Origin of the sequence: Filimonas effusa, assembly GCF_004118675.1 — a bacterium.
Lineage (GTDB): Bacteria > Bacteroidota > Bacteroidia > Chitinophagales > Chitinophagaceae > Filimonas > Filimonas effusa.
In genome coordinates this window covers 1,623,163-1,635,248 of sequence record NZ_SDHZ01000001.1, presented here as the reverse complement: position 1 = coordinate 1,635,248, position 12,086 = coordinate 1,623,163, and the positions used below count along the sequence as shown (strand labels likewise).

Genomic DNA, 12,086 nt, shown 5'->3' with positions numbered 1-12,086 from the left:
ATAGTGCAATGGTGGCTGCTTTTGAGCCAGTAGCTTTGTTATTACTATGGTTAACTTTATTATGATCGTAGTGTGTATCGTTGCGGGTATGATCTTCAGATCGGCAAAGCTCATTCATCCGCAGGCACATAAAGGTATTAATACCTGGATCTTATATATCGCATTGCCGGCAGTTGCTTTTAAATATATTCCCAGGGTAAGCTGGACGTCTGAAATGATCCTGCCGGCTATTGGTTCTTTGGTGGTGATGGCTGCAGGATGGTTATTCATTTCCGTCTACTGCCGTATAAAGGGTTATTCGAAACGCACGCGCAGCACGCTGATTCTTGCAAGCGGCTTCAGTAATACTTCGTTTATAGGATTCCCGCTTATTGCTGCCTATTACGGCGAACAGTATATTAGTATAGGCATTATCTGCGACCAGGCCATGTTCCTGCTGCTTTCAACTTTTGGTATTATCTGGGCGGTGAAAGGAGGAGGGGAGCATGCTACTGTTTCTGCGAAGCTGGTTGCAAAGAGGTTATTTTCATTTCCGCCTTTTGTTGGTGCCTTGCTGGCGCTGTTACTATCGGCAGTAATAGATATTTCACCTGCTGAGCCTTTTTTTGACAAATTGGCGGCAACTGTGGCTCCGCTGGCATTGTTTTCCGTTGGGTTGCAACTGAAGTTCAATGGCTGGAAAAGGGAGATCTCGCAGGTAATGGTAACACAGGTATATAAACTGCTCATAGCTCCTGCATTGGTGATAGGGCTGGCATTGCTGGCGGGCAAAACCGGCCATGCTGCCAAAATAAGTGTTTTTGAAGCTGCTATGCCCACACTTATCACATCCAGCATCATCGCTGAACAATTTAAACTGAATACGAGGATCACCAACCTCATCATTGGTATCAGCATCATACTTGGATTTTTTACTACTGCAGCCTGGTTTAAGATCATGGAAATCATCTTTTAAGGAATGCTCCCCGTTTGAAATCATTATAAGTTATGATCATCGTCATAGGTAAGAGCGCAGTTTCCCATTAATTTTGTCTCATTATCAATAGATTATTTAGGAGCTTAAACAGGCATACATGTACTTTCCACTACAAGATATTGAAGCAGCCAAATTGAATATAGATGACCCCGGTCATCTGAGAATTCATTCTCTTGAAACATTTGGTACTCATGATGGCCCGGGTGTAAGGATGGTAGTGTTTGTACAGGGATGCCAGTTTCGTTGTGTTTACTGTCAAAACCCCGACTCGCTTGATGTGAAGGCAGGAACGATGGTTGAAATAGATGAACTTGTAAAGAGGGCGAAAAGGCAAAAGAATTATTTTGATGAAGAAGGTGGTGTTACAGTGTCCGGTGGTGAGCCTTTACTGCAACGCAGTAAACTCACCACCTTTTTTAAGGCCTTACATGCAGAAGGCATCAATACCTGTCTCGACACCAATGGCCGGCTTAATGATGCCGGCGCTCATGAACTTCTTGAACATACCGATATACTGCTGCTCGATGTAAAGCATATCAATGACGAATGGCATCATAAGCTAACAGGCCTTACCAATAAAAATACACTTGGACTGGCGGCTTACCGCGAATCTACCGGTAAACCTATGTGGCTTCGTTATGTACTGGTTCCGGGCTGGACTGATCAACCCGAGTATGTTGAAGAATGGGGTCGTCATTTTGCAGATTATAAAACAGTTCAGCGTGTGGAGATCATTCCTTTCCACCAGTTAGGCGCTCATAAATGGGAGTTGCTTAAAATGGACTATCCACTTAAAGAACTTTCTTCTCCTTCTGATGAAGTAAGGCAAAGAACGCTTGCTATTTTCAATAAATATTTCGACAATGTAATATTGAAATAGAAGAATACTATACCTTTGCTGTCATAAACAATATTGTGTAACCTTTTAAATACACAATACCATGACTGAACGACTCTCCATATCATCCCCTTTTGTGGCTGCCTGACGCAGGGCAGACTTCTTTTCTTTTTATAAGAACTATATACTGTTAAGCAGTTTGTCTGCCCTTGTTATCTCCTGGTAGCATGTTAATCATTTATTGATCATATGCCTGTATACATAATGTATGGCAGGTATCGGAACTGTACGTATATGCACAATCTTAAATTAAAAGATCTGAGCAGGCTGGGGTATACCAATAACATCACCCGTAGCCTGGTTATAAACATACTATCTAAACATTACAAACATCATAGTAAGACAGAACTATTAGCGTTATTAACACGTATCAAAGCGCATCCTGCTGAATATACCGGGGATCCTGTATTGGGAGATATTGCAGCCACCTTTGTAACCGCAGAGGAAGCATGCATCTTTCAATCTTTTGATCTGCTGCAGGAAGCCGGACAACTAAAAGTATATGGAGGAAAAAATATAGAACAAACGGCAAGGGCACAGATGGAGGTTGCGATGTCGCTGCCTGTAAGTGTTCAGGGGGCTTTGATGCCCGATGCGCATGCAGGTTATGGATTACCCGTTGGCGGTGTGCTTGCTGCAAAGAATGCGGTGATCCCTTATGCTGTAGGAGTAGATATCGGGTGTCGTATGGCGCTTTCCATTTTAGAGGAAGGTGAAAGCTTTATGAAAAGCCATTCCTGGCAAATGAAGACGGCTTTGAAAGAGTTTACGCATTTTGGAATGGAAGGAGGACTGGATTTCAGACAAGAGCACGAAGTGTTGGATCATCCATCTTTCCATGCGACGTCGCTGTTGCGGCGTTTACATGGTAAGGCTGCACGGCAGCTGGGTTCTTCAGGCAGCGGTAACCATTTTGTGGAATTCGGGACCATAGAGCTGTTTGAAGATAATGCGCTGGGATTGCCTGCGAAAACATATATGGCCTTGTTGTCGCATTCCGGCAGCCGTGGCCTGGGCGCTAATATTGCGCAGGAATATACCCGCATTGCTATGGATAACTGTAAACTGCCAAGACATGCGCAGCAGTTGGCCTGGCTTGATTTGAATAGTGAAGCCGGTATAGAATACTGGATGAGTATGCAGCTGGCAGGTGACTATGCAAAAGCTTGTCATGACCAGATCCATAAAAATGTTTTGAAATCGGTTGGACTGAAGTGTTTGGCGAAGGTGGAGAACCATCACAATTTTGCCTGGCACGAAGTATTACCTGATGGTTCCAATGTGGTGATACACAGAAAAGGAGCCACTCCTGCTCACGATAATGAGTTGGGGATTATACCTGGCAGTATGACCACTGCTGCTTATCTGGTAGCAGGCAAGGGCGTTGCACAGGCATTATTTTCTGCAGCCCATGGAGCAGGCAGGGCCATGAGCCGCAAGAGAGCAAAGGAAACCACAACGGTTTCGGCTCTGAAAAAGATGCTGGCGCAGGCCGATGTAACACTTATAGGCGGCAGTGTTGAAGAAAGTCCTTTTGCCTATAAAGACATAGATGCTGTAATGGTGGCGCAGCAGGAACTGGTTTCTATCCAGGGAAGATTTCAGCCACGTATTGTAAGAATGAATAAAGAATAATGAAATGGGCAGTTATATTATACAGATAACATCGGGCCGCGGACCCGTTGAATGTTGCAGAGTGGTAGCCAAAGTACAGGAGCGGCTATTAATTCAGGCAAAAGAAATGAGCATACCAATAGAGGTGCTGGAGAATAAAAAAGCCGGCATGCGCGGTACACTTGTATCCGCTACCTTACTGGCGCACGATAATGGTTTATTGGAGACATTGATCCGTGAGTGGCAGGGATCTGTTCAATGGATTGCAGAAAGTCCTTATAGAACCATGCACAAACGTAAGAACTGGTTTGTAGGTGTAGCCGCTTTCGAAGTGCAACAAAAATTTCGCTGGGATGAAAGGCAGGTTCGTTTTGAAACATGCCGTGCTTCAGGACCCGGCGGGCAAAATGTGAATAAGGTAGAAACCGCTGTACGCGGAATACATATTCCTTCAGGTATACAAGTGTTGGCTATGGATAGCCGCTCACAGTTGCAGAATAAGAAAAACTGCCTGGAACGGTTAAAGTTGAAAGTAATGGCCTGGCAGGCAGAGCAGCTTACTGCACAGCAACAGGAACAATGGCAATGTCATAACGAGCTCGAAAGGGGTAATCCCGTAAAAACAATAAAGGAGAGGCTGCTCTAATGCAGCCTTCTTTTTTACAGCCATAAAACACTTGTACATTTGCTATATGAGTAGTAACCATATTGTAGTAAGAAAGGCGATAGCTGAACTGGATCTTCAGGCGGCATTTGGTGTGCGGCACGAAGTATTTGTTGCAGGACAAGGGCATGCTTCTTCATTGGAACAGGAGGGAAATGAACAGTCGGTACATTTTGTTGCTATGATAGATGGCATACCTGCAGGGGCCGCACGTTACCGGCAAACCGGGAAAGGGTATAAGCTGGAACGCTTTGCTGTGTTGCCTTCCTTCAGGAACAGGGGAGTAGGTGATGCGCTGGTAAAAGCAGTATTGAACGATCTGCAGCAATATGGTCTTCCTGTGTACCTGCATGCGCAGCTTGCTGCTGTTTCGTTATACGAACGCAATGGCTTTCAAAAGGAGGGGGATATTTTTGTGGAGGCGGGTTTGCAGCATTTCAAAATGGTGCTGAAGTCGATTAGCTAAGCAGTTCCCTTAAATCAGGTGCATCGGGCTCGCCACTATAAGAAAGAAGGGGGATGTTATCCATTGCCTTTTCATTTCGGATCTTCCTGATCCATTGTGCCGGTGCACATTCGGGCTGTACCAGGTAAAGCAGGATGGTATCCGGTAGTTCCTGTGCTATCAGTTCATGCAGTTGTTCCAATGTATTTACTATAGCAGTGCGCGCTACAGGCGGTTGTTCCTTTAACGATTGATCAAGTTGGCGGCATAATTCCTCGTCATCGCAAACTATGATAATATATTTCGACGTTGTAAGTAGCATGGGGGAGACGTAATGCGCAAGAATAGCTATTTTATACGTAAGTATGCTTATGTTTTTGATTTTGGATAAAAAAAGGGGATATGGACCAGTTTTTTTAACAGCTTCCTTTAGAATTCCTTTATTTTGATATTTGTTAGCGCAAATTATTTTATGGCTATATCTACTTACGAATCGACACACGTGTTAATGGCTGAGGATGACGATGATGATTACATGTTTTTTTCTCTGGCTGTAAACGAGTTATCTGTGAAAGTGGTTTTAACCAGGGCAGAGAATGGTGACATATTGTTCAAGCTGCTCGAAAAAGATGAAGAACATCCTGATATGCTTTTCCTCGACCTCCTGCTGCCTTGCAAAAATGGCAAGGATTGCCTGAGAGAGATAAGAGCAAACAGGAAATATGATTCCATGCCCATTATCGTGTACTCTTCTCTCGAAGACCTGCAAAGTATAGAGTTCTGCTACCGTGAAGGCTCTAATCTTTATGCCATTAAGCCTCATTCCCTGGTAGAACTGAAAGATGTTCTGGAAAAGATATTCTCCGTTAACTGGAAAAAGATGATGTACTATCCTCCTAAATCCAGTTTTGTGATAAATGCATAGAAAGGTCTATACCAGGAACGATAGCCTTCCTGGTTGTAACAGGATCTGTATATTGGTTTTCTGCGTTATTGTAGTCAGCTGATCATCTATATGTAAAAGAGCGGCAGGTATTTCCAGCGTCATTTCCCGGCATTGTATTGCAGGGAACGGAAACCTGGAAGGAATATCTTTTAATTGCTCTTCTACATATAGCGCCAGCTTGAAACGATCTTCTTCGGGAACTAATATCACATCCAGAAAGCCGTCTCCGGGGTCGGCATGGGGTGCCAGTAATAAATTGGGACCTACCGATCTTATATTCAGGATTTCGATCATCAGGTACCGTCCTTTATAAGTAATATCATTTATTTGAAGAGTGGCGTCCAATGCTTCGAATTGAGGAATAAGCCGGTGCAATTCTTTCAATGCAGTCTTTAGCTTTGCAGGAGTATCCAGATGTTCTATCTGGTCATCAATAGGCTCCATATTTTTTATAAGCTGTGGAAATACACCACATCCAAGTCCTTCAAGAAAGAAGAAAGAGCCTGGTACTCCCTTTACAGATCCTGTGTCATAGTTACGCATATGGCGCTGGTGCCAGCTCCTGATAATTTCTTTTATAGAGCCTTCTATCGATATAGCCCTGGCGATATTATTTGCTGTACCCATTGGCAATAATGCCAGGGGAGGGATAGATGCAGTATGATCGCGCTCCAGCAACTCTTTAACAGTTTTGCGAACCGTACCATCGCCACCGGCAACAATAATGAAATCATTTTCTGTTGCAAATTGTCTACACTCAAAGCCCTCTTCACGTAAAATGGCGCATAATGCCTCTTCGCTAAGTCCCTCATCTCCGGCGCCTGGGTTATGATGCAACTGTGCTTTTTTCATGGGTCATTCATTAATAACCATATATGCCTTAAAAGTGTACCATTTTTCAGCTGTTATCGCAGGGATTTGATGGCATGATAATAGAAATGCTAATCGCAGACAGTAACAGCGAAAAACATATCTATGAGAATACTGGTAACCAATGACGATGGGATCTATAGTCCCGGCCTGAAATGCCTGGCTGCAGTGGCGGCTAAATTTGGCGAAGTAGTAGTGGTAGCGCCTGATGTGGAGCAGTCTTCAATGGGACATGCTATTACCGCTACAAGGCCCCTTTCTTATCGTAAATCACCTGTAGATTTTGATGGCATCCCGGCCTATAAAGTAAACGGTACTCCGGCTGATTGCGTAGCACTGGGTACGCATCTTTGGAACACCACCGATCTGGTGCTTTCCGGCATTAATATGGGCCTTAACCTGGGAAATGGTATGTGGCATTCCGGAACACTGGCCGCTGCCAAACAGGCGGTATTGCTGGGCGTTACGGGAATTGCGTTAAGTATGCCATACGATAATACGCCGCCAGAGTTCGATGCCATTGTTCCTTTTGTGGAAAAATCGCTTGAAATGGTGCTCGAAAACAAAGAATTAACATTGGCAAATATCAATTTTCCAAAACAGCCCAGAGGGATGCGATGGACAAGGCAGTCTGTAAGGCTCTACGATGGTAAGATCATGCCGGGAACCGATCCGCTGGGGCGTAAGCATTACTGGTTTACCGTGGTGCCGCTTGAGGCAGCAGAAGAGGGAACCGACAGGCATGCAGTTGAAAATGGTTATGTATCCGTAACGCCGCTGCGTCTCGATCTTACAAACGAAGCACAACTGGCCAAAGCCTTGAAGCAGCAAACGGTATAGCTTTTGCATTTATCTTTAAAAACACGCTATATGCAGATACCTCATGAAATGACCACCCTTAGCGAAGTCCTGGAAAAACTAAGGGTTAAGAAAATGGACAATGAATTCAGGCTGGAACCCGAAGGATTCACAGCCGGCAAAGGCAAAACCTATCAGCCGGAAGACCTTGAAATCATCAAAGTATTTCGTTTCGAAGGCATGACCGATCCCTCCGATATGTCGATCCTGTACATCATACAGGCTAAAGACGGATTGGTGGGGTATAGTCTCGATGCATACGGTATGTACAGCGAGCATGAAGAAGACTATGATAATTTTATCCGTCTCATACCTACCAGAGGACATGAAGAGCAATTGCTTTTCGAGTTATAGATGATTGGCTATGGCCTGATCCAGGAATACAGATAATAGGTGATCGTAAGTCCACCTGATCTTATCCGGATCATCCAGCTGTGTCACCATGCTTTGCCATTTCTCCTGGCCATACGTTTCAATGATCTTCTTTTTCTTATCGCTTCGCAGCAGGTAGCGGCTCATACCTTCCGCATCTGCTTCGGGATGAAACTGCGTTCCTACGCAATAAGGGCTGAAACGTATGGCCATTAATGCCCTCTCGTAGGGTACATGTGGTCTTTCCTTTTCAATGGCAAGAACTGCTGCTCCCATGTTCTTCATCTTCTCAGCGTCCGGCGAAATCACCTGGTATAGTCTGGAGTCCATAGCGTAAAAAGGATCTGCCAGTTCTTCCAGTAACTTATCATTTTTACCTGCTTCGGTAGGATGAACAGGAAATACGCCAAAAGCCTCCGAATGGCGTTTGCATACCGTTGCTAATTCATAATGCCGGCATGCCAGCTGAAAGCTATGACAAATAAGAAATACATGTTTTGCCGGCAATATGTCCCTGTTTAAGTTGTAAGTTTCTACGGTATGCAGCCAGTTGAAATAGGCCTTTTCCCAGGCCTCATTGGTTGTAAGCGGTGAACCGGGACCACCGGAAGAAATATAGATCTGGTAAGAAAGACCTGGTAGTTGTATTTTCCTGCGAACATCGTATTCATTCAATACGAGCTGGAAATTATTTTTTTCGGCCCATTCATTTACAATAGCCCTCAGACAGCGCATTCCTTCATTCGCCTGCCCGTTATATAGATCCAGTAAAGCTATTCTTACCTCCATGAGGCAAACATAAAGAATAGATGGTAGATATCTAGTCCCTGACGAGCAACCTGGTAATATCTTTTAAAGCAATGGGCTTTTCTATGAACGTTACATCGGGGTAATTCTGCAGGTGTGCAAGATGGGTATAATAAGCACTCATAAGATTGATATGAGTGGAAGGGAAGATTTTCTTGATGAAAGGCACCTGTTGCCAGCCGAGACCATCAGGAAGATGGTTGTCAAGGAAAATAATATCAGGGGAAAACGATTGAACAGCGTTAAGGCCATCCTGAAGGGTATTGGCTGTATCTACCTCATGTCCTAATCTTGCCAGATAGTTTTTTAGTAGCAGGCAGAAATCAGCTTCGTCATCTATAATCAATATCCGGTAAGGTTTCATTTCTAATTGTAATTCGTCAGAAATATCTAATCCACCTTCATGCAATATGCATTCCATAAACATTTCTTATCTGTAAGACGCGGTTGATATCCCCAATATTCTACACAAATGGGTAGAAACTACCCTCTATTTTCCCTAAAAATAGGGTCTGCAATTGGTATTGCATCTAAAATGAGCCGCATGCGCATAAAATGACGTTGTGGAAACAATTCTACAATTTTATTGTTATGTTGCAGGATCGCTTTTTTTTCTGAATTGTAATTGTTTGATTTTTAATTGATTGTGTTTTTTCTTCTGTAAAGGATCTTTGGATTGGTCATTGCAATTACAGGTTCATTCCGTGCTTTTCAAAAATACCCTATGATACATCAGCAGTTAGGACAGAAGGGGCAGTTGAAAGTGTTGCCACAAAAAATACAATTTTTAAATTTTTTATATCTGAACAGGCAGGAATTGGAGATGAGAATACAAAATGAATTGATAGAAAACCCTTTACTCGATCTGGCGCCCGCCACCGATACCGGTCCGGAATCATCGGAGGCTGTGGCAGATTTCAAGGGGCTGGAAGAATATATGTATGACGATATCCCGGATTATAAGGCAGAATATCAGAATTATCTGCCCGATAATGCGGCGGTAGACAAGCCTGTGGAAGATACGGTCGATTTCAGAGAAGATCTTAAAAAGCAGCTTCGGCTGGTGGAGGCAGATGCCGATATCCACGAGGCGGGGGATTACGTGATAGACTCGCTCAATGAACATGGCATGCTCGATGCCGATGCAGAGGCGCTGGCAGAAGAATATTCTTTCCAGGTGGAACGGTTTATAGACACCGCCACCATGCAGAAAGCGATAGATATTGTAAAAACGCTTGAACCTCCCGGGGTAGGCGCCGCATCTGTTCGCGAGAGCCTGCTTTTGCAGTTACAGCGTACCAGGAAAGATCCGGTTTGCCGCAAAGCGTGTACATTGTTGGAGAGCTACTACGACTTGCTTACCGCAGGCAGTTTTGATAAGGTAAGAACCCAGATGGGATTAGACGAAGAAGAATTCCAGATTGTGATGCAATATATCACCCGCTTTAATCCGCATCCTATGGTAACAACAGATCAGTTGCAGGAAAAGAAACAGTTTATTATTCCGGATCTGTTTTTAACAAGTGAAGATGACCGTTTGGTGGTAAGCCTTAACAATCCTTATAGCGGCAGGCTCAGCGTTGGTGATTATAAACTCGCCAACGTAAATAGTACTCCCAAAGAACAAAAACAGGCAAAACAGTACATTTCAAATAAAACAACCGCTGCCAGTTGGTTTATAGGTGCTGTACAGCAAAGAGAGGCTACAATGCTGAAGATCATGGAAGCCATAGTTGCTTTCCAGGAAGCTTATTTCAGAACTGGTGATACCGACCAGTTAAGACCAATGATCCTGAAACAGGTGGCAGATAAAGCGGGCGTGGATATTTCCACCGTGTCAAGGGCTACTGCCAATAAATATGTAGAAACAGAATTCGGAATGGTATCCCTGAAGCGCTTGTTCTCCGAAGGAGTGCATAATACAGCTGGCGAAGTTGTAAGCAACAGGATTATCAGGGATAAAATAGCTGCTATCATCGACGGTGAAAACAAACAACAACCGCATACCGATCAGCAGTTGGCCGATATCTTAAGGCAAAACGGTATTGTTATTGCCCGCAGAACGGTTACAAAATACAGGGAACAGTTACAACTGCCTGTTGCTCAGTTAAGGAAATTATCAGCATCTATACAACCTAAATAACAATTATGGCTAAAATTCTCGTCGTAGACGATGACAAAGACATGTGCTTGCTTCTGGAACGTTTTCTAAAGAAGAAGAATTATGAGGTAGTGGTAGCCCATTCCGGTAAAGAAGCATTGAATTGCCTTTTCAGGAATAAGATCCATCTCATACTTTGCGACTATAAACTGGAGGATGTTACCGGTGCAGAATTACTTACTTCAATAAAGAACGACTATCCCGACATCCCGGTCATTATCATCACTGCCTACAGCGATATCAAAACAGCTGTTGACGCTATCAAAAAAGGTGCGCTCGATTATGTTACCAAGCCGCTTTTCCCCGATGAAATTTTGCTTACTATAGAAAAGGCCTTGCGTACAGGAGCCGGAGCAGCACATCAGCCTGTAACCGAAGGTACGCTTGCCGCAAGAAACCAGTCTGCCGATAACTCGAAAGACCCTATTCGTCTCTCCGATAATTTTGTTGCAGGCAAAAGCCCGCTGTTTAAAAATATACTGGAACAGGTGCGCAGGGTGGCCCCTACCGATTACAGTGTGATCATTTACGGTGAGAGCGGTAGTGGTAAAGAAGTGCTTGCGAAGGAAATACACCAGCAAAGCAGGAGGGCTAAAAGCCCGTTCGTGGCTGTTGACTGTGGCGCATTATCACGCGAACTTGCAGGAAGCGAATTGTTTGGCCACGAAAAAGGCTCCTTCACCGGTGCAGTTGGACAAAAGGTAGGCATCTTTGAAATGGCCGATGGTGGCACTGTTTTCCTGGATGAAATAGCCAACCTTTCTTACGACATACAGGTGTCTTTGCTGAGAGCCGTTCAGGAGCGTAAGATCAGAAGGGTAGGAGGTAACAAAGACATCGATTTCAACGTACGTATTATCGTAGCGAGTAACGAAGAACTGTGGGAAGCTGCTAAAAAAGGCAAGTTCCGTGAAGACCTCTTTCACCGTTTCAATGAATTCAGCATTAAAATACCGCCATTGCGTGAACGCAGGGAAGACGTGCTTCAGTTTGCAACGCATTTCCTGCATCAGGCGAATGAAGAGCTGAATAAGAATATCAAAGGATTTACACCTGAAGTAGAAGATGTACTGAAGAAATATATATGGCACGGCAACCTGCGCGAACTCAAGAACGTGATCAAGCGTACTTCCTTGCTGACCGATGGTGATTATATAGAATTGATTTCGCTGCCTTTTGAAGTTACCAACTTTGCGAAGCTGAATTTTGATGTGGCGGATGAAGGCAATGCAGCAGCAGCTGCTCCGGCTAAGGAAACACGGGAAACGCATGAAGAAATTATTCCCAAAAGAGAAGAAACGCTGGGGGAAAACAGCTTACGCGACGCTGCGGCAGATGCAGAATATATGACAATATTGAAGGCGCTGAAAGAGGTGAACTTTAATAAGAGCAAGGCAGCCAGGTTATTAAATGTAGACAGGAAAACCCTGTACAACAAGATCAAGCAGTTCGATGCCAATAATAACCGTTAATAT

Annotated in this window: 14 protein-coding genes; 10 read left to right on the top strand and 4 right to left on the bottom strand. The window is 44.1% G+C overall.

The window, feature by feature from the left end; genetic code table 11:
* The first annotated feature begins 46 nt into the window (after positions 1-46).
* From ESB13_RS06055 to ESB13_RS06035, 5 genes are all read left to right on the top strand, one after another.
* Entirely contained in the window at positions 47-955 is a 909-nt protein-coding gene (locus tag ESB13_RS06055) for an AEC family transporter (protein WP_129002116.1), read from the top strand.
* A gap of 118 nt (positions 956-1,073) precedes the next feature.
* Positions 1,074-1,856, top strand: coding sequence for a pyruvate formate-lyase-activating protein (pflA, locus tag ESB13_RS06050; protein WP_129002115.1), 783 nt, complete (start codon positions 1,074-1,076; stop codon positions 1,854-1,856).
* A gap of 252 nt (positions 1,857-2,108) precedes the next feature.
* The gene (locus tag ESB13_RS06045) at positions 2,109-3,509 is read left to right on the top strand and encodes an RtcB family protein (RefSeq protein WP_129002114.1); all 1,401 of its coding nucleotides are present in this window, start codon (positions 2,109-2,111) and stop codon (positions 3,507-3,509) included.
* 4 nt (positions 3,510-3,513) lie between these two features.
* Positions 3,514-4,134, top strand: a complete 621-nt coding sequence (prfH, locus tag ESB13_RS06040; RefSeq protein ID WP_129002113.1) for a peptide chain release factor H — start codon at positions 3,514-3,516, stop codon at positions 4,132-4,134.
* A 46-nt stretch (positions 4,135-4,180) separates the two neighbouring features.
* On the top strand, positions 4,181-4,618 hold the full coding sequence (locus ESB13_RS06035) for a GNAT family N-acetyltransferase (protein ID WP_129002112.1): 438 nt from the start codon (positions 4,181-4,183) through the stop codon (positions 4,616-4,618).
* Here ESB13_RS06035 and ESB13_RS06030 read toward each other — a convergent pair.
* Positions 4,611-4,919: a response regulator gene (locus ESB13_RS06030; protein WP_129002111.1), complete on the bottom strand. Its 309-nt coding sequence runs from the start codon at positions 4,917-4,919 to the stop codon at positions 4,611-4,613. The genes ESB13_RS06035 and ESB13_RS06030 overlap by 8 nt on opposite strands.
* Before the next feature lie 150 nt (positions 4,920-5,069).
* Between ESB13_RS06030 and ESB13_RS06025 the strand changes: the two genes are divergently transcribed.
* Complete coding sequence (locus tag ESB13_RS06025) at positions 5,070-5,522, top strand: response regulator (protein WP_129002110.1); 453 nt, start codon at positions 5,070-5,072, stop codon at positions 5,520-5,522.
* Between the two features lie 6 nt (positions 5,523-5,528).
* Here the strand turns inward: ESB13_RS06025 and ESB13_RS06020 are convergent, their stop codons facing one another.
* Positions 5,529-6,395 (bottom strand): diacylglycerol/lipid kinase family protein, encoded by an 867-nt coding sequence (locus ESB13_RS06020; RefSeq protein WP_129002109.1) that lies wholly within the window; start codon positions 6,393-6,395, stop codon positions 5,529-5,531.
* Positions 6,396-6,518: 123 nt separating this feature from the next.
* Between ESB13_RS06020 and surE the strand changes: the two genes are divergently transcribed.
* A complete protein-coding gene (gene surE, locus ESB13_RS06015) occupies positions 6,519-7,253 on the top strand; it encodes a 5'/3'-nucleotidase SurE (RefSeq protein ID WP_129002108.1) in 735 nt (244 codons plus the stop codon).
* A gap of 30 nt (positions 7,254-7,283) precedes the next feature.
* Complete coding sequence (locus ESB13_RS06010) at positions 7,284-7,625, top strand: hypothetical protein (RefSeq protein WP_129002107.1); 342 nt, start codon at positions 7,284-7,286, stop codon at positions 7,623-7,625.
* Here ESB13_RS06010 and ESB13_RS06005 read toward each other — a convergent pair.
* Together ESB13_RS06005 and ESB13_RS06000 are read right to left on the bottom strand one after the other, a co-directional pair.
* Entirely contained in the window at positions 7,620-8,432 is an 813-nt protein-coding gene (locus tag ESB13_RS06005) for a type 1 glutamine amidotransferase (RefSeq protein ID WP_129002106.1), read from the bottom strand. The two genes, ESB13_RS06010 and ESB13_RS06005, sit on opposite strands and share 6 nt — an antisense overlap.
* Before the next feature lie 31 nt (positions 8,433-8,463).
* Entirely contained in the window at positions 8,464-8,871 is a 408-nt protein-coding gene (locus ESB13_RS06000; protein WP_164974110.1) for a response regulator, read from the bottom strand.
* Positions 8,872-9,174: 303 nt separating this feature from the next.
* On the opposite strand from ESB13_RS06000, the gene rpoN reads away from it, so the two are divergent.
* Positions 9,175-10,593 (top strand): RNA polymerase factor sigma-54, encoded by a 1,419-nt coding sequence (gene rpoN, locus ESB13_RS05995; RefSeq protein WP_129002104.1) that lies wholly within the window; start codon positions 9,175-9,177, stop codon positions 10,591-10,593.
* Between the two features lie 5 nt (positions 10,594-10,598).
* Positions 10,599-12,083 carry a sigma-54-dependent transcriptional regulator gene (locus ESB13_RS05990; RefSeq protein WP_129002103.1) on the top strand — a complete coding sequence of 495 codons (1,485 nt, stop codon included), beginning with the start codon at positions 10,599-10,601 and terminating at the stop codon, positions 12,081-12,083.
* Positions 12,084-12,086: the final 3 nt, after the last annotated feature.